We start from the raw sequence: 23504 nt of genomic DNA on the forward strand, positions 1-23504 counted from the left end.
TAATTCAGGCCCGAGCATAAGGAATAGCTGCCTTGACGGCCGATTATCGGGGCAGATTCAGCCCCAGCGTGGCCGGAATCAGCGCGGCGGCATAGGCAGCCGGATGGTCCATCAGGAAATGGGCCGCTTCCATATCGGAATCGCTACCCTCCGCTGCCGGGCAGCTGTTGCGGATATCCATCATTTCCGCGGCGGGCATCGGCGCGCGGGCCATGCGGTTGCGTGTCAGGGCCGCCATCATCGGCAACTGACCATTTTGAAGGGCCATCAATTGAGCATCCAGCGCGACATGGCCCGTGCTGGTACAGACCTGAGGCATGACGCCCAGCCCCTGAATGGGCCAGCCGAGGGGTGCCAGAACCCGGCTCCATGTAATGAACAGCGTGCCGCCATCCGGCAGGGGGGAGACCGTTTGCACCAGTCCCTTGCCGAGGGTCGTGCTGCCAATGACGACGCCCCTGCGGTCATCGGCGAGAGCAGCCGCCAGAATTTCCGAGGCGCTGGCCGAGCGTCCGTCCACGATGATGATGACGGGGAGCGTACCGGTCAGATCATCCCCGGTTGCCTGCCAGATTCGGTTGGCCTGAGGATCGCGACCGCTCATTGTGGCGATCAACGAATCATCACCCAGAAAGGCACTGGTGGCAGCGGCGGCCTCCTTGACCAGACCGCCGCGATTGCCGCGCAGATCCAGGACGATGCCCCGTAGGGTACGTCTGCTTTTTCGCTGACGCAGAAACTGGCTCAATGCGTTGGCGATGTCTTGCCCGGTGGAATGGCTGAAACTGGTGATGTGCAGCACAAGCAGGTTGCCCGACTGGCTGGCCGTCACCGTATTCTGCTGCGGCTCCGCCCGGCGCAGCTGGATGTCGCGGGCCAGTTGATGGCTGGGGCCGCCTGATACGGTCAGCCGGACCGTTGATCCTTCCGGCCCCTGCAACTGTGCTTCGGCGGCGGAGACGGTTTCAGCCTCCAGAGGATGTCCATTCAGCGCGATGATGCTCTGTCCCGGCTGAAGTCCGATCGCCTCGGCGGCGGTTCCGGTGGCCACGGTACGGATGATGAAGCCATGCCCCCGTCGCGCCAATGTAACGCCGATTCCGGCTTGAGCTGTCACGGATGTATCGTCATCGCGGGGTGGCTCATAGCGGGAGTAAGGGTCGAGGTGATTGAACACCTCGTCGAACACGCTGTTGATGATCCCCTGAGTCTGTGCATGACGCAGTTGGGGCGAAACGGTCCAGGCAGAGGCCGCCATACGGGCAATCAGCTTTCCCCAGGCCGCATAGTCGGTGAAGGGGGGACGTTCGATCCCTGTCACGAGCCTGCTGCTCTGCGTTAAAATCACATTGTGTTCATCCATCGACGTGGACAGGGATGGATCAATCGCGGTCAGGCCACGCAGCCCCCATAAAGCAAGGGTGGGGGCCGGCACTGCCTCCAGAGTGCGGGGGGCCATGAAAGTGAAGGCACTGCTGAAAACATCGGCGGCCAGTGTCTGGGCGAACGCGGTTTCCTGATCCGTGGCGGTAGGCTGGGGCGTGGCGGCGTCCATCTGCGCCTGTGCCATGGCAGGCCACATCAACAGCATGGCCAGTGCCAGCCTCAGGGCCAGCCTGCGTCGCAGATCTGTTCTGATGCTGCGCGCTTTTTTCACCGTCTGGATCGTCCCGGACTGCCACGCTTGCGGCTGCTGAACCGGTCCTGAGTATTTGTCCGGTCTGTGCTGTCTGGGCGGGAGGACGCAGAAGATGAAGCACCCGGCAGCAAGTTGAACACCAGCCCCCCGGTAATCGGCGTGGCTTCCGCAAGGCGCACAGTGACGCTCTGCGCCAGACGCCATACGGCCCGGCTGTTACGGCCGATCAGGGCCTGCTCACGCTCATCATGAATCCAGAAATCGTCGGGGAGAGAGGAAATCGGGACAATCCCGCTGGCACCGTTTTCCTCGACTGTGATGAACAGGCCGAAGCGGGTGACACCGGAAATGCGGGCGGCAAAGCGGGCGCCAACCCTGTCGGCCATGAAGGCGGCCAGGTAACGGTCGATGGCATCGCGTTCCGCCATGGCCGCACGGCGTTCGGTTGCGGTAATATGCTCGGCGATGTCGACGAAGCGGCTGGCTTCATCGTCCTCCAGACTGCCAACACCCAGTTTTAACCCGGCAATCAGGGCACGGTGCACCAGAAGATCGGCATAGCGGCGGATCGGGCTGGTGAAATGGGCATAGCGACTGAGCGCCAGCCCGAAATGGCCGATATTGTCAGGATTATATTCCGCCTGAGATTGGCTGCGCAGCATGGTCTCGTTGATCAGCGCGGCATGTTCCGTCCCGGCCACCTGCTTCAGAATATGGTCCAGATCGCGAGGATGAATTTGCCCGGCGGGAGGCAGGGAAATGCCGAAACTGTCCAGAAAACCGCGCAGGGCCTCGGTCTTTTCGTCGCTCGGCGGTGCATGGACACGATACATGCAGGGACGATGCAGCCGTTCCAGCTCCTCCGCTGCGGCGACATTGGCCAGCACCATGAATTCCTCGATCAGCCGGTGGCTGTCGAGACGGGGGCGCGGAATGATAGCGTCTACTGATCCGGCCTCGTTGAGGATCACCTTGCGCTCCGGCAGATCAAGGTCGAGCGTACCGCGCGCAGTGCGGGCCTTGATCAGAGCGTGGTAGGCGCCGTAGAGCGCATCGAGTGTCTCATCGCCTGCCTCATGGGCCTGCTGCACCTCCTCATAGGTGCGGCGAGCGGTACTGCGCATCAGCCCGCGTCCGAAGCGGTGGCGGATCTTGCCACCGCCGGCATTAATCATCATCTCCACGAACAGGCAGCCGCGATCCTCGTCCGGGCGCAGACTGCACCAGCCATTTGAGAGCGCTTCCGGTAGCATCGGCACGACGCGATCCGGGAAGTAACAGGAATTGCCGCGTTTGAACGCTTCCCGGTCCAGTGCCGAGCCGGGGCGTACGTAATGCGCCACATCGGCAATGGCCACGATCAGACGGAATCCGTCATTCTCTGCCCGTTCGGCAAAAACGGCATCGTCGAAGTCCCGAGCATCCTCGCCATCAATGGTGATGAGAGGAATGTCCCGCAAATCCTCCCGCTTTTCCAGTGGAACGGCGCGGGCTTTTCGGGCTTCGGAAAGGGCCTCGTCGGGGAAAATCTGGGGAATATCGTGGGTTTCGATGCAGATCAGGCTGACCGAGCGGGCATCCCCGATCTTGCCCAGCTTTTCAATGATCCGGGCCGGTTTCAGCCCGTACCCTGTATGGGGCAGAGGCATGGCACGCACAATGTCACCCGGTTCCGCCCCCCCTTCCTCGCCGGCAGGAACAAGCCATTCGGCCTTGGAGCGGCGATCTGTCGGCACCACCCTGCCTTCCGGTTGTGCTGTGGAGGCATTCTGTCGTGCCAGCATCTGTCTTGCGGCATGGGAGGTCCGGGTCGAGCGTGGGACCAGGGTGACGGGTTCCGACAACCGGTAAACCCCCAGAATGGGGCGCGGTGTATCGCCACCCAGCCGCTTGATAGTGCGGCCTTCATAGCGGCCATGGCCGATCGGGCGCAGCCGGGCCAGCACTTTTTCCCCAGGTGCAAGCGCCGGACGTCCCCGAGGCTCCGGGTGCATGAGGACGGAGGGGGGAGGCCCGGCTTCCCGAGGCCACTCGGCCGGGCGGCCGACCGCGTCGCCATCCCGATCCGTGCCGGTGATGAGGATCACGGCGACTTCCGGCAGATGGGAACTCCCTTTGGCATGAGGGAGCATGCTCCCCCCGGCAGGCATGAAGCGCTTATGCCCGGCAGGGGCGAGATTGCCCTCCGAGGCCATGTCTTTCAGCAGATCACGCAGGTGCAGCTTATCGGCGGCTCCCAGTCCGAATGCCTTGGCAATCTCCCGTTTGCCGACCCGGCCGGAGGCTTCCGCCACAAAACGGCGAATGGCCTCCCGGCTCGGCATCGTGCCGGGTTCATGGCCGGGGACCGGTCGGACCGCCTGCGAGGATGGGCGGGAGGATTTCCTGCCAGCCTTTCCCCCAGATGGTCCTTTGGCGGCTGATCCTTTGGCCGGTTTGAGACGACGCGCCACCTAGCGCTCCGCTTTCGCCGTTTTGGCCGTAGCGCTGCGCGTCCCTGATTTTTTGGCCGCTGCCTTGCCTGCGCCTGCTGCTCTGGTCGTTTTTTTCGCCGTGGCTTTTTTCAATGGCTGGGCCTCATTGCCATCAGCAGAAGCGGCTTTTTTGCCGGATGATTTGGCTGCGACCTTGCGACCGCCTTTCGCCTTGAGAGGTTTGCCTTTTTCAGCAAGCCAGCCCAGCGCATCATCAAGCGTGACATCGTCCATCTCGATTTCACGCGGTACATTGGCGACCACCTGCCCATGCTGGACATAGGGGCCGAAACGGCCCTTGCGCACCACCACCGGCTCCTTGTCTTTCGGATGGGTGCCGAGCGTGCGGATACTGGCCATCTTTTTGGCCAGCACATCGACAGCGCGGTTCAGCCCCACCGTCAGCACGTCATCATCCTTGTCCAGATTGCCGTAGATCCCGCCCATTTTCACATAGGGGCCGAACCGACCGAGATTGGCCTCGATCGGTTCCCCGGTTTCCGGGTGGATGCCAACCAGACGGGGCAGGGAGAGCAGGCCAAGCGCCTGATCCAGCAGGATGGTCTCTCCATCCACTCCACGCGGCAGGGAGGCACGGCGCGGTTTCTTTTTGGAGCCTTCCTCCGCCTCGCCCTGTTGCACATACAGGCCATATGGGCCGCGCTTGACGGTGATGTCCTCTCCGGTTTCCGGATGCTGACCCAGCACCCGCATGCCTTCCTTGAGGGTCTCGGCCTCCCCTTCCGCCCCGTCGATGCCCAGACGTCGCGTATAGGAGCAGCCGGGATAGTTGGAGCAGCCGATAAAGCTGCCATGCCGCCCCAGCCGCAAACCCAGCCGCCCGTCACCGCAGGCCGGGCAGATGCGTGGATCAGTGCCGTCCTCCCGCGTCGGGAAGAAATGCGGTCCGAGATCACGATCCAGCGCGTCGATCACATCGCTGATCTTGAGGTCTTTGGTCTGTTCGACCGCCTGATAAAAATCCTGCCAGAACGCCTGCATGACCTGACGCCAGTCGGCGCGGCCATCGGAAATCTCGTCGAGCTGCGTTTCCAGCGAGGCGGTGAAGTTGGTGTCCACATAGCGTTCGAAAAAGCTGGTCAGGAACGCCGTTACCAGCCGCCCGCGATCCTCCGGATGGAAACGCCGCTTGTCGAGCCGGACGTAATTCCGGTCCTGCAACACGGACAGGATCGAGGCATAGGTGGAGGGACGGCCAATCCCCAGCTCCTCCATACGCTTGACCAGTGAGGCCTCGCTGTAGCGCGGCGGTGGCTGGGTGAAATGCTGGCTGGCATCGACCCGGTCCTGACGCAGCGGATCACGCTCTGCCATGGGCGGCAGCATGCGGCCTTCTTCTTCCTCGGTATCGTCCTGCCCCTCCCGATACAGTTTCAGGAAGCCGTCAAAGGCGATGATGGAGCCGGTGGCACGCAACTGCACTGATTTCGCGTCACCGGTCTGGGGGAAGATATCGACTGTCACCTGATCGAGTTCTGCCGATTGCATCTGGCTGGCGACCGCCCGCTTCCACACCAGCTCGTAGAGCCGGCGCTGTTCGGGGTTCAGATAGCGGGCCACGCTGTCCGGTGTGCGCTCGACATCGGTGGGGCGGATGGCTTCATGCGCTTCCTGAGCGTTCTTTGCCTTGCTGGAATACTCACGCGGCGCGGCGGGCAGGTAGTCGAGACCGTAAGAATCCTTCACATGGTCGCGGATCGAGAACATAGCCTCCCGCGCCATCTGCACGCCGTCGGTTCGCATGTAGGTGATCAGACCGACCGTCTCGCCACCGATCTCCACGCCTTCGTAAAGCTGTTGCGCCAGCCGCATCGTGGCCTGTGCGCCGAAGCCCAGCTTGCGGCTGCTTTCCTGCTGGAGGGTCGAGGTCGTGAAGGGCGGCGGCGGATTCCGCTTGACCTTCTTGCGCTCGATCATGCCGACATGGAACTGGCCCTGTTCCACCAGCGCACGCGCGCGCATGGCCAGCGCTTCGGTGTTCAGATCGAACTGGTCGAGCTTTTTGCCGTCCAGATGGGTCAGCCGTGCCGTGAAAGGCGCGCCGGCAGGGGTGAAGAAATGGGTCTCGACGGTCCAGTATTCGCGCGGACGGAAAACCTCGATCTCGGCTTCCCGCTCGCAAATCAGGCGCAGCGCCACCGATTGCACCCGCCCGGCGCTGCGACTGCCCGGCAGTTTCCGCCACAACACCGGCGACAGGGTGAAACCCACCAGATAATCCAGCGCCCGGCGCGCCAGATAGGCTTCGATCAGTGGCTGATCCAGATCACGCGGATGCTCAATGGCATGGCGGATCGCGTTGCGGGTGATTTCGTTGAAGGTGATGCGGCGGACCTCGACGCCTTTCAGGGCCCGGGCTTCCTCCAGCATGGCGCGGACATGCCATGAAATTGCCTCGCCCTCACGATCCGGGTCGGTGGCCAGATAGAGCGTCTCCGCTCCTTTCAGGGCTTTGGCAATGGCCGCGACCTGTTTGCGGCCGCGTTCATCAGCCTCCCAGTCCATGGCGAAGTCCTGATCCGGGCGGACGCTGCCATCCTTTGGGGGGAGATCGCGCACGTGACCGAAACTGGCCAGGACGGTATAGTTCCCACCCAGATACTTATTGATCGTTTTGGCCTTGGCAGGCGATTCGACGACAACAACGTCCGTCATGAGTATTCCAATTATGGCAACGTCATGAGGCACCGGCCAAGCGGGCGACGCGGTTCCCCGGGAGCGATACGACGTGAGCAGAAAGTTCCATTTCCAGCAACGCTGCCACGACCTCGGATGGAGACAACTGGCAGCGGCGTATCAGATCGTCAACTGCGACAGGGTCAGGACCAAGCAGCAAGAGGATTTTTTCCTTCAACCCGTTCGTTTCTGACACGGTAAACGCACCACCCGGTTTTTGTTTCGCAGACGGAGCAGGCCCAGAGGGAGAAAGAAACAAATCCGGTGTCTGTGGTGCTGTTCTGGTGGTTCTGGAGGTTACGGGCAGGTTGTTCAGAACATCTTCGGCGGTTTCCGTCACCCAGGCGCCCTGACGCAGCAGGTCATTCGATCCCCGGCAGCGAGGATCGAGCGGGGAGCCGGGAACGGCAAAAATTTCCCGTCCGGCCTCCAGTGCGCAGCGTGCTGTAATCAGACTGCCGGATTGAAGGGCGGCCTCCACCAGAATGACGCCTTCCGACAGCCCGGCGATAATCCGGTTACGCCGTGGAAAATGCCGGGCAATCGGGGCTGTGCCGAGCGGTAGTTCACTGATGACGGCTCCTCGTTTGGCGATGACCGATTGCAGACGGATATTTTCACGCGGATAGGGGCAATCGAGTCCGCCGGCTACGACCGCGATGGTCAAGCCGGTCTCCATTGCTCCGATATGGGCGGCCGTATCAATGCCTCGTGCCAGCCCGGAGACAACCACCAGCCCGGCGGAGGCCAATGTACGTGACAGATCACCCGCAATGGTTCGGCCATTGATGGAGGAATTGCGTCCACCCACCATAGCAATGCACCGCCGCGATAGCAGGCCGATATCCCCAAGCACCGACAAGACGGGCGGAGGATCCGCCGTGGCGGCCAGCGCAGCAGGGTAATCAGGCGTGCCGAGGAAGATCATCCGGCCACCAAAGCGTTGCAGAGCCTCCATTTCCGCCCGGATGGCTTCTTCCGACGGGATGATCAGGGAGGCCGCACGGGGCAGGCCGGGCAGGGCACGCAAAGCCGCCCCGGCAGAGCGGAAACGGGTGATCAGCCTGCCATAGGCGGTCGGGCCGATCCCCTCGGTGCGGGCAAGGCGCAGACGGTCGAGGGCATCGTGGGGCGTCATGACGGAGGGTTCAGGATCTGGTGCCGATTCTGGATTCGGTCCCGGCGCGCAGCCGTGCGATATTGTCAGCATGCCGGAGGAAGACCAGAACGGCGATCAGCATGAAAGCAGCGGCTGCCTGCCAGTGGGATTGGGCAAGAGGTGGCGGTCCCAGCCCCATCCCGCCCACGGCCAGCGCCAGCAGCGGCGCGAAGGCAAAGGCACAGAGCGCGGCGGCAGAGGATATTTTGATTGTCCGCGCCACCGCAAACCATAAAGCACAGCAGATGAGACCAACCGGCCACGCAGTTGCCAGTAGCACGCCAAGCCCGGTTGCCACCCCTTTCCCACCGCGAAACCCGAGCCATACGGGAAAAAGATGCCCGATCACGGCGGCGATCCCGGCCGGCAGTGCCAGCGCCCAGCCGCCCAGATGCACAGCCAGCAGCGCCGCAGCAGCGCCTTTGCCGCCATCCAGCAGCAGGGTCGTGGCAGCCAGCCCCTTGCGACCGGTACGCAGAACATTGGTGGCCCCGATATTGCCGGACCCGATCTTGCGGATGTCTCCCGCCCCGCTCAGCCTGGTCAGGATCAGGCCGAACGGGATGCTGCCGAGCAGATAACCACCCAGCAGGGCAAGGCAATAGCTGGTCATTGTGCCGTTCATCCGAATACCCGCCTGCCTGCTTTCCAGGTACCGATGACGCGGCCTTCCAGCGGTCTGCCGTCGAAGGGAGTATTTTGTGCTTTGCCGGGCATTTTTCCTGCTTCAACCTGCCATGCCCTCTCCGGGTGGAACAGGCACAGATCGGCCGGAGCGCCCTGCCGCAGCGTTCCTGCTTCCAGCCCGAACAGGCCGGCCGGGCGGCTGGTCAGCATGGCAATGGCCTGCGACAGCGGCAATCCGTTACCGTGCACTTGCGCCAGCGTGATGCCGAGCAACGTCACCAGCCCGACTCCGCCGGGGGAGGCCTGTGCGAAGGGTACCCGCTTGTCATCCGCATCACGCGGTTGGTGATCGGAGGCGATCGCGTCGATGGTGCCGTCCTTCAGCCCTGCCGCGATGGCCAGCCGGTCCTGCTCGGCACGCAGCGGTGGTGACAGCTTGGCATAGCTGCGCCACTCGCCGATGGCAGTCTCGTTGAGATCGAAATAGGGAGGCGCGGTATCACAGGTAACGTTGATACCTTCATTTTTAGCCCGGCGGATGAGGGATACGGCCTCTGCGGTCGAGACATGTCCGAAATGGACACTTCCGCCCGTGAGTGCCGCCAGTCTGATGTCACGGGCGATCATGATCGCTTCGGCTGCTGGAGAGATGCCGGGCAGGCCGAGCCGGGTGGCCAGTTCCCCCTCGGTTGCAGCCCCGCCTGCGGCGAGGCTGGGGTCTTCCGGGTGCTGCACGATTTTTGCCCCGAAACCGCGGGCGTAGGACAGGGCCAGCCGCATCATCCGGGCGGAGGCAATGGCGGAGGTGCCGTCGGTAAAGGCCACGGCTCCGGCCTCGTGCAGCAAGCCCAGCTCGGCCAGCTCTTCCCCCCGGCAGCCGCGGGTGACCGCGCCATAGGGCAGAATGCTCAGGCTGCCGGTTTCTTCACCACGGCTGCGCAGGAGGTGAACCAGCGCCGGATCGTCGATCGAGGGTCTGGTATCCGGCAGGGTGATGATGGTGGTGATGCCACCTGCCGCTGCGGCTTGGGCGGTGCTGGCGATGGTCTCCCGATATTCATGCCCCGGCTCGCCGAGGCCGACGCGGATATCCACCAGTCCGGGGCACAGCACACAGCCATCACCGTCGATTTCCTCGACCCCATCCGGGCGGCCCAGGGACGGTCCGAAATCAGCAATCCGGCCATCCCGCACCAGCAGGGAGCCGGGCTGATCGAGGCCGCTTTGCGGGTCCAGCAGCCGCACATGGGTCAAAAGAAGATCAGAGTGGGGAGGATTGGTCATAAGCGGTGGCTCCGCAGCCGGGAAAGCGCTGTGCCGGCATCTTCTGTCGGATCGGGCACGGGATATAGCACGGTGAGGATAAGCGTATCGCGCAGGATCAGGGTGGCACGCTGCGTCAGGGATTTTCCGGCGGAGGTAAAGCGGGGCAATGCCAGCGCATTGCCGAAAGCCCCATCTGTATCACTGAGCAGTCGGAATGGCAGATCAAGCCGGGTGGCGGCCTCAAGCTGGGCATCGCTATCCTGTGCGCTGAGGCCGAAAATAGCGATCCCTTCCCGCTGAAATGTTTCGTGCAGGCTACGGTAGCCCAGCGCCTGTGGTGTGGAGCCATGCGCACCGGGAAGCTGATCCCAGTCCGGCGGGTTGGGGCGGTCGGGGCGGCCGATCAGCGTATGCACGAACAGAATCGTCAGGCCGCGCAGCCCGGCCAGATCAAGTATCGTTCCGTCATGGGCGTGCAGTTGCAGCGCGGGCAGCATGCGACCGGCCAGATGATCGCACGCGCCATCATCCGGCAATGGCGGCAGGCCGGGCAGGGACCATGAGGAGATGGACATCAGACCGGGCGGGAGGAAGGCAGGCGGCTCCTTTGCCGGGCCAGCGCGTCCAGCACGGCCATGCGCACGGCGACACCCATTTCCACCTGTTCCTTGATGACACTGCGCACCGGATCATCGGCAACGCGGCTTTCGATTTCGACACCGCGATTCATCGGGCCGGGATGCATGATGATGGCATCCGGTTTCGCTTTCGCCAACCGGGCCTCGTTGAGGCCGAAGAAGCGGAAATACTCACGCTCGCTGGGCACCAGACCGCTTTTCATGCGCTCCCGCTGAAGCCGCAGCATCATGACCACATCCGCGCCATCCAGCCCGCGATCCATATCGTGAAAGACTTCGACCCCCAGACGATCAGCGGCGCCCGGTATCAGGGTAGGCGGCCCGATCAGACGCACCTGACTGCCCAGCGAGGCCAGCAGATAGATGTTGGAGCGTGCTACGCGGGAATGCAGCACATCGCCGCAGATCGCCACGGTCAGTCCTTCCAGGCGGCCCTTGTGACGGCGGATGGTCAATGCATCCAGCAATGCTTGTGTTGGATGCTCATGCGTGCCGTCCCCGGCATTGATCACGGCAGCATCCACTTTCTGCGCCAGCAGATTAGGCGCGCCGGATTGGCTGTGCCGTACGACCAGCAGATCGCAGTGCATCGCATTGAGGGTAGAGGCCGTGTCGAGCAGCGTCTCCCCCTTGTTCACGCTGCTGGTGGAGACCGACATGTTGATGACGTCTGCCCCCAGCCGCTTGCCGGCGAGCTCGAAACTGGTGCGGGTGCGGGTGCTGTCCTCGAAGAACAGATTGATCAGCGTACGACCGCGCAGCAGATCCCGCTGCGTCTTGCCGGAGCGGTTGAGCAGAGCATAGCTCTCCGCCAGATCCAGCAAAGCATGAATCTCGGGCGGGTGCAGTCCCTCAATAGCGAGGAGGTGGGGTCTGACGAAATCCAATTCCAGGAATCCGGTCGGTTGAAAACGGCGCAGACTATCCCCCCCAGCCCAGCGGGGCTAGTGGGGGCATGGGTGCTCAGGACGGTGCGTAGGTGTCAGGTTCGTCCAGTTCCTGCTCCCAGTAGGGTGGCCGCCCGAAACGGGTTTGCAGAAAATCCAGAAACGCCCGTATTTTCGGCGGCACCTGCCGATGCGGAGGATAAAGGCCGAAAATTCCGCTGGGCTGGGTCGCAATCATGGCATTCCAGTCTGGCAGCACGGGTGACAGCCGTCCGGAGCGCAGATCATTGCCAACCAGCCATGTCGGCAGCAGCACAATACCAAGCCCGGACAAAGCGCAGCCACGCAAAGGCTCGGAATCATCAGCACGAATGGAGCCGCGAACTGGAACGGCCACTTCTTCCCCGCTGATCGGATGATGAAAAAACCAGTTCCCCGAAGGTTGCAGCGAATAAATCAGACAGTTGTGCTGCACCAGATCCTCGGGATGGCGGATAGCAGGGCGGTGGTCGAGATAATCCGGGGAGGCGCAGATAACCCGCCGGTGCGGTGCCAGCTTGCGGGCGATCAGCGATGAGTCCAGCAAGGGACCGATCCGGATGGCTGCATCGGCTCCGGTCGCGATCAGGTCAACCCGCACATCGCTGAAGGACATGTCGAGTCTGATATCCGGATAGGTCGCCAGAAATTCCGGCATATGCGGTACGATATGCAGCCGGGCGAACGCATCTGGCAAAGCAAGACGCAGCAGTCCTTGCGGATGCCCTTGCTGGGCGGAGGCGGCAGCGCGGGCTTCTTCGACCTCCCGCAGCACGCTACGGGCATGCTGATAGAAAATACGTCCTGGTTCCGTCAGATGGACCCGTCTCGTACTACGATGAAACAGATCGACCCCGAGATTTTCTTCGAGCGACGCAATGCCACGTGAGATGGCAGAGATATGGACTCCCGTAACACCTGCCGCTCGGGAGAAGCTGCCGAATTCAACAACCCGGACAAACATCTGCATGGTTGCTAGCATATCCATGGCAGGGCTTCTCCGATAGAAATGTCATTAGAATGCCAGTTTGATAGCAGATTATGCGCTGCAGAATGAATACGATAAAGTATTTTGGTTGCGGAATTCTGTATGAGATAGAAAGGTATATTTATTTTGAGCTAGATATCTAATTGAAAATTATAATGTGCTTCTTTCCAAGAATTATTTTTTGAAAATATGATGGAATACGGTAAATATTGCCACTGCCCTTTGTATGGCAGTGGCAAATAAAGACCATCAATTGTATGCAGGATTAGCCTAGTTTTCGCACCACTACCGTTCCGGCAAAGTCTGCAACCGGAATGATTTTTTCAGGTTTGTCCGCAAAAAATTCATTGATGGCTCGCGTAGGCCCTTCCCAGGTCAGACTCATGAAGTCATGCATAACAATAAAGCCGCCTTCTACCATTCTGGGATAAAAATATTCGAGTGCACTGAGAATGGGGGCATAAAGATCACAATCAATATGAACAAAAGAATATTGATTGTCGGATAATAGTTGATTTGCCGTATCTGGAAAATATCCCTGAATATAACGAACGCTTTCCTCTCCGATACGCTTGCGAACAGCTGCAAGGCTGGTATCTTTAAAAGCTGCAGAAAGATGATCTTCATTTTCCGCAAGATCCCGCTGATCAAATCCTTCAAACGTATCAAGAAGCCAAGCCGTCACATTCCGTTTGCGGGCAAAATCGGCAAGAAGAACGGCAGTATCGCCTTTCCAGACACCAAGTTCAAGCAAATCACCGGTTATATTTTCAGCAATCAAAATATCAAAAAACATGATGAATGAAAAAAATCTCACCATATCTCCGTCAGAGTAGCAATCAGATGAAACAAGCCGCTCAGGTGAAAAAAGACCGCCTTCTGCAATATATTTTGAAAGATTAGTGCCATATCGCTCAGGCGTATGGAGAATATATTGATTTTTTGGTAAAGGAGATTCTTTATCTTTCTTTGGAGATTGTGTTAAAATTTTCTGTTTTGTATCATCAATTTCCAATTGAAGAGCTTTATTTTTATGCTTTAAATGATCAATTTCTGATTTAAAATTATCAAGGGAAATTTTGTTTTCATCATTTGTATTTATTAATTGATTAGAAATTAATTCTATTTTGCGTTGATTTTCTAAAATTAAATCTTGATTTTTGTTTAATTTTAATTCTGTATTGCGTATTCTATGGATTACTTCGGAAATGAGGGGGAAACGTTCCATCATTTTGGTAATCATTCTGGGGTTGTTCTTATTTTGCATTTTTGACCTAAGATTTTACAAAACAGGACGAATATTTCACTAAAATTACCTTATAAAGTCAAGGCAATGAGAGTTTAAGTCGCTTTATTCAAATGTAAGAAAAGCGATTTCCCAGGTCAGTCAGCATATCCATGGCTGGGCCTTTCAGCGTTTATGGAAAGCCATACGCGATTGTTGCGGATTATGCAAAAATTATATGCCTGATTGCTGTCTACTCCTCAGCAGCGTGCAGGACTAAATTGGTATTGGTGCAGCGCAGCATGTGCGCTTTCACGCCTATCCCGCTGCAAAGCCGCCAGCATCCATCCGGTGCGGCATCGTGAGGAGTATTGAGCATGGCGGCCAAGCCAAAGATCAAACCGTATCACGGACCAGCCGGAGGCATTGGTGCGCTTGAGGCTGTGGAAAAGCATCTGTGCCGCCAGAAGATTTTCCTGAGCGGCAACAAGGCGTTGCTGTCGATGAACAAGCCGGAAGGGTTCGACTGCCCAGGGTGTGGTTGGCCTGATCCGAAGCACACCAGCTCTTTTGAGTATTGTGAAAACGGGGCAAAAGCGGTTGCCTGGGAAGCCACCAAGAAGCGTGTGACGCTGGATTTCTTTGCACGGCATACTGTGACGGAACTGCTCGGCTGGAGCGATTACGAACTGGAAGATGCTGGTCGTCTGACCCACCCGATGATCTATGACCGGGCCACCGATCAATACACGCCGATCTCCTGGGAGGATGCATTCCGGACCATCGGAGATGCTCTGAACCGTTTGCCCGACCCCAATCAGGCTGAGTTTTATACTTCGGGCCGTGCCTCCAACGAAGCTGCGTTTCTGTTTCAGCTTTTCGTGCGGGCTTACGGAACCAACAATTTCCCCGACTGCTCCAATATGTGCCACGAAAGCACCAGCGTGGCGCTGCCCGACAGTATCGGCGTTGCAAAAGGCACTGTGCAGCTCGACGATTTTGAAAAAGCCGAAGCCATTTTCATTTTCGGCCAGAATCCCGGCACCAACAGCCCGCGCATGCTGAATGATCTGCGCGCTGCCGCAAAGCGGGGGGCGAAGATCGTTTCCTTCAACCCGATCCGGGAGCGGTCGCTGGAGCGTTTTGCGTCTCCGCAACATCTGGGTGATCTGATCAAGCCGGTGTCGATCAGTTCGCATTATTATCAGGTGCGCATCGGTGGTGACATGGCCGCCGTCAAGGGCATCATGAAAGTGGTGCTGGAGGCCGATGATGCTGCCCGTGCCGCCGGTCAACCCCGTGTGCTGGATGTCGCGTTCATCGAGACCCACACCCATGGCTTTGAAGCGGTCGAGGCCGATATCCGTGCGACGGATTGGAAAGAAATCGAGCGTGCCAGCGGCCTGAGCCGGGCGCAGATCGAGGAAGCCGCGTCCATTTATATTCAGGCCAAAAGCTGTATTGCTGTCTGGGGGATGGGTATTACCCAGCACCGCACGGGCGTCGCCAATATTCAGCAGATCATCAATCTGCTGCTGATGCGCGGGAATATGGGGCGGCCCGGAGCCGGTGCCTGCCCGGTGCGCGGCCATTCCAACGTGCAGGGTGATCGCACAGTCGGGATCTATGAAAAACCGAAACCCGCTTTTCTGGACGGGTTGCAGCGCGCATTCGGCTTTAACCCCCCGCGTGAGCATGGCCACGATGTCGGAGAAGCCATCGACGCGATGTTCGAAGGTCATGCACGGGCCTTCATCGGCCTTGGTGGCAATTTCAGCCTCGCGGTTCCCGATACGGAGCGTGTGGCGGAGGCGATGCGTCGCCTTGACCTGAACGTGCAGATCGCCACGAAACTCAATCGCGGTCATCTGGTGGTTTGCAATACATCGCTATTGCTGCCTTGCCTTGGCCGTACTGAAATCGATTTCCAGAGTTCAGGTCCGCAGATGGTGACGGTGGAGGATTCGATGTCCAACGTCCACGCTTCGGGTGGCCTGAACATGCCGGCCTCGGAGCATCTGCGCTCGGAAGTCGCTATTATCTGCGGTATTGCTCAGGCAACGCTGAAGGGGCGTTACGATATTCCGTGGCAGTCGTATAGTGAGGATTATGACCGTATCCGTGACGCGATTGAAGCGGTGATGCCGGAACTGTTCACCGGCTTTAACCAGAAAATCCGCCAACCAGGTGGCTTCCGTCTGTATTCTCCGGTCGATTACCGTGAGTGGAATACGCCGAATGGCAAGGCGAATTTCCTGGTGCATGAAGGCATCGATGAAAATGAGATGCCTCAGGATCGGGAGGATGTGCTGGAACTGGCCACAATCCGCAGTCACGATCAGTATAACACCACGGTCTATGGTCTGGATGATCGTTATCGCGGTGTGTTCGGTCAGCGCATGGTGGTGTTCATTAATGCGGCCGATCGTGAGCGGCTCGGTTTCGAGGAAGGGGCCATCGTTGCGATGCGCACTGTCAGCGAAGACGGGCTGGAACGGCGTGTCGGCGGTTTCCGTCTGGTAGATTACGATATTCCTGCCGGATGCTGTGCGGCTTACTATCCGGAGACCAACCCGCTGATTCCCGCAACACGTCGTGCTCTGCGCAGTAACACGCCCACATCGAAATCCGTCCCGGTGGTGTTCGAGGCATGGAAGGGGGAATGGGATGACCGTCCCAATCCTGAGCTGGCTTCCATCCAGACACAAGTGATGGCTGTTGCGGCAGAATAAGAAATTCTCTGCTTATGACTGCAAAAAACCGCTTTCACCTTGATCGGGTGAAAGCGGTTTTTGTTTTCACGAGCCTCTCGTCTGGCTGGTTATACGGCTTCTATCCGGGAAGTGACTTCACTGGCACCAAGAGCTTCCAGCGTTGCATCAATGGGCGGGCTGGTGGTGCCACCGGTCAGGGCAACCCGCAGCGGCTGGGCGATCTGGCCGAGTTTCAGCCCGTGTTCCTCGGCGAAGGCGCGGAGGGCCTGATCCACCGCGGCGGCTGAGAAATCGGTAGCCTGCAATTGCGGCAGCAGGGCGCGTAGCCAGCCGCGTGCTTCATCGGAGAGCAGAGCCGCCGCTTTCGCGTCTTTCGGGCCGGAGGGGCGTTCGATGACGAAGCGGGCGCTTTCCGCGAGATCCACCAATGTCCGCGCCCGTTCCTTGAGCTTCGGCATCAGCCGCCTAATCCGGCTGGAGGCATCGCTGTCAGGGGAGAGGTCCAGACGGCGGCAGAGATCGGTGGTCAGACGCTGATCATCGGCTTCCCGCAGATAAACACCGTTCAGATGAGTAAGCTTGGCATAATCCATCCGGCTGGCGGCACGGCCAACCCCGTCCAGATCAAACAGGGCAACTTGCTCATCGCGGGAGAGAATTTCCGCATCTCCATGTCCCCAGCCCAGACGCAGCAGATAATTGCACAGGGCTTCCGGCAGGAAACCTTCTCGTTCGAATTCCAGCACGCTGACGGCGCCATGGCGCTTAGACAGTTTGGCTCCGTCGGCGCCATGGATCAGGGGGATATGGGCAAAACGTGGCAGATCCCAGCCGAGAGCCTTGAAGATCTGCACCTGGCGGAATGTGTTGGTCAGATGGTCGTCACCGCGGATGACATGGGTGATGGCCATATCGTGATCATCCACAACGACCGCGTGCAGATAGGTGGGGGTGCCATCGCTGCGCAGGATGATCATGTCATCCAGCTCGGCATTGGCGACACGAACCGGTCCCTGCACCAGATCATCGACCACGGTTTCGCCTTCCTGCGGTACGCGGAGACGAATGACCGGAGCAATCCCTGACGGGGCTTCGGACAGGTCGCGGTCGCGCCATGGGCTGTTGATCCGCAGCGGGCGTTTGTCAGCGGCGGCCTGATCACGCTGGGCCTGCAATTCCTCCGGGGAGAGAAAGCAGCGATAGGCCATACCGCGTTCCAGCAGGCTGTGAGCGACTTCAGTATGACGTGTCTCACGGGTGGACTGGAAAACCGGTTCCTGATCCGGTGACAGGCCAAGCCAGTCCAGACCGTCCAGAATGACCTGCACCGCTTCCGGGGTGGAGCGCGCGCGATCAGTATCCTCGATCCGCAGCAGGTATTCACCGCCATGGTGGCGGGCGAACAGATAGTTGAACAGAGCGGTACGGGCGCCGCCGACGTGCAGAAGGCCGGTCGGGCTGGGCGCGAAACGGGTGCGAATGGTCATGTCACCGCCTCTAACATGCTTGTGCGTGGTCAGGGAGTGCAAAGCCGCGTAACCTTTCCATTCGCATATTTCATAGCCGATTGCAGTGCAGCCACTGATTTATCTCCGCCGGGCCAGTCAGAGTGCGCGGGATGCTGCCGGGGTGTTGGCCGGTCAGCAGTTCGGACGCTTTTCCCTGTGGCTGCCGGTCGGCATGGTGACCGGGGATTATCTGTATTTTCTGGCGCCAACGGAGCCACCGGTATGGATGGGGTTCGCTGCTCTTGGACTGATGATCTGCCTGCTCGTGGCAGGCTGGTTAAGCCCGATCCTGCGCGCGGTGGCTGGTATGGGATTGGCGATGGCGTTGGGATGGAGCGCAGGGCAACACGCCACTCTGACCGCTCTGCCGTTGGAGCCTGTGCCAAACAGGGCCGTGATTGTGGAAGGGATGGTGACCGCGGTTGAGACCGGACCAGACTGGCGCAGGATTGTTGTCGCCGCTCCCTGGTTGGATGGGGTGACGCATTGGCAGCGTTCGGTGCGGTTGAGAGTGCGGGATGGAGACCATACGAGCCTTCAGTCAGGTGACCGGATATCGGTGCGGGCGCTGATCAGACCGCCACCATGGCCTGCTTATCCGGGTGCGATGGATCGGCAGAGAGACGCATTTTTCTCCCGGATAGGGGCTTTCGGTTTTGCTCTGGCGCCTGTTTCGCATCTGGTATCGCGGCAGGATGCGGTCTCGATCCGTTTGGCCAGAGTGCGGGAAATGATCGCCGAGCACGTTCGCACAGCTTTGCCGGGGCATGAGGGAGCGGTGGCAACGGCTTTGTTGACCGGCGATACGGCTTCCATTCCGCAATCTATCCGTATTCTGTTTCGGGATACGGGGTTGGCTCATTTGCTGGCCATTGCGGGTCTGCATATCGCGATTGTCATGGGGACCATCTTTGCCGTGACGCGCTGGCTGCTGACCCGGAGCGAATATATGGCGCTGTTCTGGCCGTGCCGACAGATTGCCGCCGTGATTTCCTTGCTGTCGGGGATCGCCTACGCGGTGCTGACCGGGTTGCATGTGCCGATCATACGCAGTGCGGTGATGGCGATGATTGCCTGTCTCGCTCTGTTTCTGGGGCGCAGGGCATTGTCCATGCGAGGGTTGGCGATTGCTGCGGCTTTGATTGTCCTGATCTGGCCGTATGAAGTCACCGGGGTCAGCTTTCAGATGAGTTTTGCTGCCGTGATGGCTCTGGCAGCCGGATATGAGGCGTTGGGACCATGGCTGGCCAGTCTGGCCGGGCGGCGTGTGCTCCATCATCTGACGGCGGTGGCGTTGACCAGCTTGCTGGCAGGCACTGCATCGGCTCCGTATGGAATTTATCATTTCGGGCAGCTCCAGCTTTATTTCGTGGCGACCAATCTGATCGCGGTGCCACTGATGGCATTCTGGGTCATGCCTGCCGGTCTGCTGGCCATGGCACTGATGCCGCTTGGCCTTGATCGACCCGTTTTTGTTGTCATGGGAATCGGAATCAGGCTGATCCTGACCGTTGCGAAACTGGTCGCAGCCTTGCCGGCTGCCGTCCTTGCTGTGCCGCCAATGCCAGGCTGGGGACTGTTCATGATCAGTGCCGGGCTGATCTGGCTGTGCCTCTGGCGTGGTCGTGTCCGGTTGTGCGGTGTGCCGGTAATGGTGGCGGGGATAGCGTCTGTCTGGCTAACTGTGCATGCCGACCTCCTGATATCAGCGGATGCACGTATGGTTGCTGTCAAAGCCGGTCCACGTGTTTTTGCCTTCGACAAGGGAAGTTCGCCCCTGCTGACGGAGGCATGGCAGGCTTATTGGGGTGTGAAAGATTTTACGCCGCTTTCCGTGGCGGGGCGTCTTGCCACGCACATGGCGCGATGTGGTGAGAGCGGCTGTCTCGTCACACCGGTGCCAGGCGCCCCGCGGGTCTTTCTGAAAACGGGAGAGGGCACGGAGATATGCCAGCCCGGAGCGCTTGCCGTCATTCTGGATGGCTGGAGCAGCCAGTGTCGGGATCAGCCCGTGATCTCCCTGTCGCAGATACGAGAGGAAGGCAGCATTGCGGTATGGTTCAGGCCCGGCAGGATCTCTGTGCTGACAGACCGGGCATGGCGCGGGGACCGGCCATGGGTACAACCACCACCTGATACCAGCCCGGGCCAGTGGAAAGCGCCGCTGGCCCGGACTGATGAGACAATCCCTCAGTAACGGCGAAGCAAGCCAATCAGTCTTCCCTGAACCCGCACCCGATCAGCCGGGAAAATTCTGGTTTCATGGCGTTCATTCGCTGGTTCCAGTGCCACCGACTTGCCGCGTCGCCGCAGGCGCTTGAGTGTGACTTCAGTATCATCGATCAGGGCGACGACGATCTGCCCGTTTTCGGCAAGGTCCGATTGCTGGATAATCACTGTATCGCCATCGAAAATACCGGCATCAATCATGGAATCGCCAGCAACTTCCAGTGCGTAGTGCTCCCCATTGCCAAGCATATCGATCGGCACGCTGAGATAGGCGCTGGTGTCCCGCAATGCCTCAATCGGCATACCGGCGGCAATGCGTCCGTAAAGCGGAAGCTGCACGGCCGAGGCATCCTGAGCCGCCCGTACCCCCGCGATCCGGCTGGAGAAACTCCCCTGAATAACGTTCGGTGTAAAAGCCGGAGGCGAGGCAAAGGACGGAGCCGAAGGGGCTGTTTTCGGCACCGGCATGCTGGCGGCTTCCGGCATGCGGATCACTTCCAGCGCACGGGCGCGATGATGGCGGCGGCGCAGAAAGCCGCGTTCTTCCAGAGCTGAAATAAGGCGGTGAATGCCTGATTTGGATTTCAGGTTCAACGCCGCTTTCATTTCCTCAAAACTGGGGGAAAAGCCTGTTTTACGCAGATGGCCATCAATGAGCAGCAACAGCTCATACTGTTTGCGTGTCAGCATGCAGAAGGCCTTTCAAGACCGTTCCGAAAGGAAAAAAGCGCACAAAAGAACAAACGGGCAACAAAGATGTTCTACATAAGTTCGTTCTGTCGCGTCAAGCGTCCTTTATAATCCGGTACTCTCCAGTGGCAGGACTGGCACGATCTCTCCCGCTGCGGCCTGTGGCGCATGGGGCGCCCGCATGATCAGCGCGTTGGCCCGTGCCAGGGCGCTGATCATTGAAGAATCCTGCACAGGAAAGGATTCGACAACCGGACCGGATTCCGTCTGCGTTATGATCCCGCGCATGAAGTCGGTGCGATGATCATTGGCTCGCAAGGGGGCCACCAGTCGTGCCGGCTGTGTCCGCAAGGGAGTGTCAGGCAGACCGCGTAACACCTCCAATGCAGGCAGCACGAAGAGCAGGGCGCAGACATAAGCCGAGACGGGGTTGCCCGGCAGACCGATCAAAGGTGTTCCGGCCAGTTGTCCATGCATCAGCGGTTTGCCTGGTCGCATGGCAATTTTCCAGAAATCCAGCGTCAGCCCGCGCTCCCCCAATGCTGAGCGTACCAGATCATGGTCGCCCACGCTGGCCCCGCCGATGGTGATCAGCAGATCGGATTTTGTGGCGGCTTCCGCACGGGCGCGGATGGTATCGCTGTCATCCCCGCTGAGCGGAAGCAGGATCGGGTCTCCGCCAGCAGCACGGATCATGGCGGCCAGCATGTGGGAATTGGAGCTGACGATCCCACCCGGTGGTACTGGCTCCCCCGGCAGTACGATTTCATCGCCGGTTGCCAGTATCGCAACGCGAGGGCGGCGATGAACCGCCAGCCAGGGACTATTGGCGGCAGCGGCAAGACCAATATCCCGCGCTGTCAGGATACGCCCTGATTCCAGCACGGTTTGATTTGTGGTGAAATCCTGTCCCTGCCGTCTGATGTGGCGATCAGGCCGTATGGTCTCGGCAGGAATAACGATATCATCCTGTCGCTGCGCTTCTTCCTGCAACAGAATGGTATCTGAGCCTTGTGGAACAACGCTGCCGGTGAAAAGGCGAACTGCCTGACCGGTTTCCACGCTGCCGCTGAACGGATGTCCGGCTGGAGCCGCGCCGATGACGGTCAGTCTGGCTCCCGCCACTGCATCGGCGCAGCGTACTGCATAGCCATCCATGGCCGAAACATCATGGGGAGGTTGGGTCACCCGTGCCTGCACACTGACAGCCAGTACCCGACCATGCGCTTCGGCAATTGAGACCGTCTCGGCCATGGTGGGGGAGACGGAGGCCAGAATACGGGCGCGGGCTTCTTCGACCGGGATCATGATTCTTTGTTCAATCCTGTCGGAAATGACCTGACTTGCCGCCGGATTTTTCAACCACACGGATGTCGCTGATAATCATGCCGCGATCAACGGCTTTGCACATATCATAGATGGTCAGGGCAGTGACGCTGACCCCGGTCAGGGCCTCCATTTCAACGCCTGTGCGCCCGGAGGTCCGCACCCGCACCTCAATCTCGACTTCTCCCGGCGTATCGTTTCGGAAATCAACCGTGATTGCCGTGACTGGCAACGGATGGCAAAGCGGGATCAAATCAGCCGTCCGCTTGACCGCCATAATCCCGGCCAGCCGCGCAACGCCCAGCACATCGCCCTTTTTGGCACTGCCTTCCTGAATCATCGCCCATGTGGATGGCTGCATCGTGATCCGTCCACGGGCTACACCCAGCCGGTCCGTGACCGGTTTGTCGGCAATATCCACCATAGCCGCTTCCCCGGCGGCATTGAAATGGGTCAGGCGGGGAGAATGCTTATCCTGCATGTCAGGCAATGGGCGGGACAGAAGATGAAGCATCGATGCCTATCAGCTCACGCACGGCCTTGGTGACATCCTGCTGCCGCATCAGGCTTTCGCCGACCAGAAAGCTGCGTACGCCTGTTGCCGCCAGGCGCTGTATGTCTTCATGCGTGCGGATGCCGCTTTCCGCGACCAGAAACCGGTCGGGCGGAAGCAAAGGCGCGATGTTCAGGGTGGTGGAGAGGTCTGTTTTCAGGGTTTTCAGATTGCGGTTATTGATGCCGATCAGTCCCGTCTGAAGGGCCAGTGCACGATCGAGTTCGGCTTCGTCATGGACTTCAGCCAGCACGTCCAGATCAAGATGACGGGCTGTTTCTTCCAGTTCCCGTGCTTCGTCATCGGTCAGTGCGGCCATGATCAGCAGGATGCAATCCGCCCCCATGGCGCGGCTTTCATAGATCTGCCAGGGATCGAGGATAAAATCCTTGCGCAGTACCGGCAGGGACACGGCGGCACGCGCAGCGACCAGATGGTCCGGATCACCCTGAAAATACGGTCCATCGGTCAGCACGGACAGACAGGTCGCGCCCCCGACCTGATAGGCTTTGGCCAGTTCGGCCGGATTGAAATTCGGGCGTATCAACCCGCCGGAGGGAGATGCTTTCTTGATCTCGGTGATCAGACCATAGCCACCCTGAAGCACGGCATCCTTCAGTGCCTGCCCGAAGCCACGGGGGGCAGGCAGATCACGAATACGGTTGATCAACGTTTCTTTGGAAAGCAACGCTTTGCGTTGCGCCACTTCCTTGCGGGTATCGGCGCAGATACGGGCCAGCACATCGTAACCGGTGGGCGTGGCGGCCCCGGTTTCGGCTGGCGTGGTCTGATCCGGCTGTGAGGCGGGAAGTGTTGTCATCATGGCTCCGAAAGTAGTCACAGGC

The 23504-nt window shown here is 59.7% G+C and carries 17 protein-coding genes; 2 read left to right on the forward strand and 15 right to left on the reverse strand.

What is annotated here, in order from left to right; all coding sequences use genetic code 11:
- Positions 1-43 precede the first annotated feature (43 nt).
- The 10 genes from GBCGDNIH1_RS16485 to GBCGDNIH1_RS16530 all read right to left on the reverse strand — a co-directional run bounded on the left by GBCGDNIH1_RS16485 (position 44) and on the right by GBCGDNIH1_RS16530 (position 13645).
- On the reverse strand, positions 44-1657 hold the full coding sequence (locus tag GBCGDNIH1_RS16485) for a S41 family peptidase (RefSeq protein ID WP_011631509.1): 1614 nt from the start codon (positions 1655-1657) through the stop codon (positions 44-46).
- On the reverse strand, positions 1654-4092 hold the full coding sequence (rnr, locus tag GBCGDNIH1_RS16490; RefSeq protein ID WP_011631510.1) for a ribonuclease R: 2439 nt from the start codon (positions 4090-4092) through the stop codon (positions 1654-1656). Before rnr ends, GBCGDNIH1_RS16485 begins: the two co-directional genes overlap by 4 nt.
- Positions 4093-6789: a type I DNA topoisomerase gene (gene topA / locus GBCGDNIH1_RS16495; RefSeq protein ID WP_043452743.1), complete on the reverse strand. Its 2697-nt coding sequence runs from the start codon at positions 6787-6789 to the stop codon at positions 4093-4095. It abuts the gene before it with no gap.
- A gap of 22 nt (positions 6790-6811) precedes the next feature.
- Positions 6812-7948: a DNA-processing protein DprA gene (gene dprA, locus GBCGDNIH1_RS16500; RefSeq protein ID WP_011631512.1), complete on the reverse strand. Its 1137-nt coding sequence runs from the start codon at positions 7946-7948 to the stop codon at positions 6812-6814.
- 10 nt (positions 7949-7958) lie between these two features.
- Positions 7959-8594, reverse strand: coding sequence for a glycerol-3-phosphate 1-O-acyltransferase PlsY (plsY, locus tag GBCGDNIH1_RS16505; RefSeq protein WP_011631513.1), 636 nt, complete (start codon positions 8592-8594; stop codon positions 7959-7961).
- Positions 8591-9880 (reverse strand): dihydroorotase, encoded by a 1290-nt coding sequence (locus GBCGDNIH1_RS16510; RefSeq protein WP_011631514.1) that lies wholly within the window; start codon positions 9878-9880, stop codon positions 8591-8593. The genes plsY and GBCGDNIH1_RS16510 overlap by 4 nt, the downstream gene beginning before the upstream one ends.
- A complete protein-coding gene (locus GBCGDNIH1_RS16515) occupies positions 9877-10437 on the reverse strand; it encodes a redoxin domain-containing protein (protein ID WP_011631515.1) in 561 nt (186 codons plus the stop codon). The genes GBCGDNIH1_RS16510 and GBCGDNIH1_RS16515 overlap by 4 nt, the downstream gene beginning before the upstream one ends.
- The gene (locus GBCGDNIH1_RS16520; protein WP_011631516.1) at positions 10437-11387 is read right to left on the reverse strand and encodes an aspartate carbamoyltransferase catalytic subunit; all 951 of its coding nucleotides are present in this window, start codon (positions 11385-11387) and stop codon (positions 10437-10439) included. Before GBCGDNIH1_RS16520 ends, GBCGDNIH1_RS16515 begins: the two co-directional genes overlap by 1 nt.
- Positions 11388-11463: 76 nt before the next feature.
- The gene (locus tag GBCGDNIH1_RS16525; protein WP_011631517.1) at positions 11464-12414 is read right to left on the reverse strand and encodes a LysR family transcriptional regulator; all 951 of its coding nucleotides are present in this window, start codon (positions 12412-12414) and stop codon (positions 11464-11466) included.
- 265 nt (positions 12415-12679) lie between these two features.
- Positions 12680-13645, reverse strand: a complete 966-nt coding sequence (locus tag GBCGDNIH1_RS16530; protein ID WP_157691984.1) for a TylF/MycF/NovP-related O-methyltransferase — start codon at positions 13643-13645, stop codon at positions 12680-12682.
- Between the two features lie 371 nt (positions 13646-14016).
- Between GBCGDNIH1_RS16530 and GBCGDNIH1_RS16535 the strand changes: the two genes are divergently transcribed.
- Positions 14017-16371, forward strand: a complete 2355-nt coding sequence (locus GBCGDNIH1_RS16535) for an FdhF/YdeP family oxidoreductase (RefSeq protein WP_011631520.1) — start codon at positions 14017-14019, stop codon at positions 16369-16371.
- An 89-nt stretch (positions 16372-16460) separates the two neighbouring features.
- Here the strand turns inward: GBCGDNIH1_RS16535 and gltX are convergent, their stop codons facing one another.
- On the reverse strand, positions 16461-17840 hold the full coding sequence (gene gltX, locus GBCGDNIH1_RS16540; protein WP_043452745.1) for a glutamate--tRNA ligase: 1380 nt from the start codon (positions 17838-17840) through the stop codon (positions 16461-16463).
- A gap of 85 nt (positions 17841-17925) precedes the next feature.
- Here gltX and GBCGDNIH1_RS16545 point away from each other — a divergent pair, with 85 nt between their 5' ends.
- The gene (locus GBCGDNIH1_RS16545; RefSeq protein WP_011631522.1) at positions 17926-20058 is read left to right on the forward strand and encodes a ComEC/Rec2 family competence protein; all 2133 of its coding nucleotides are present in this window, start codon (positions 17926-17928) and stop codon (positions 20056-20058) included.
- Here the strand turns inward: GBCGDNIH1_RS16545 and lexA are convergent.
- The 4 genes from lexA to trpC all read right to left on the reverse strand — a co-directional run bounded on the left by lexA (position 20052) and on the right by trpC (position 23482).
- Positions 20052-20780 carry a transcriptional repressor LexA gene (gene lexA, locus GBCGDNIH1_RS16550; RefSeq protein WP_011631523.1) on the reverse strand — a complete coding sequence of 243 codons (729 nt, stop codon included), beginning with the start codon at positions 20778-20780 and terminating at the stop codon, positions 20052-20054. The genes GBCGDNIH1_RS16545 and lexA overlap by 7 nt on opposite strands.
- A gap of 105 nt (positions 20781-20885) precedes the next feature.
- Positions 20886-22088, reverse strand: a complete 1203-nt coding sequence (gene glp / locus GBCGDNIH1_RS16555) for a molybdopterin molybdotransferase MoeA (protein WP_011631524.1) — start codon at positions 22086-22088, stop codon at positions 20886-20888.
- A gap of 10 nt (positions 22089-22098) precedes the next feature.
- A complete protein-coding gene (gene moaC, locus GBCGDNIH1_RS16560) occupies positions 22099-22620 on the reverse strand; it encodes a cyclic pyranopterin monophosphate synthase MoaC (protein WP_050748407.1) in 522 nt (173 codons plus the stop codon).
- The gene (trpC, locus tag GBCGDNIH1_RS16565; protein ID WP_080504483.1) at positions 22589-23482 is read right to left on the reverse strand and encodes an indole-3-glycerol phosphate synthase TrpC; all 894 of its coding nucleotides are present in this window, start codon (positions 23480-23482) and stop codon (positions 22589-22591) included. The genes moaC and trpC overlap by 32 nt, the downstream gene beginning before the upstream one ends.
- Positions 23483-23504 lie beyond the last annotated feature (22 nt).

Origin of the sequence: Granulibacter bethesdensis CGDNIH1 (assembly GCF_000014285.2) — a bacterium.
Classification (GTDB): Bacteria; Pseudomonadota; Alphaproteobacteria; order Acetobacterales; family Acetobacteraceae; genus Granulibacter; species Granulibacter bethesdensis.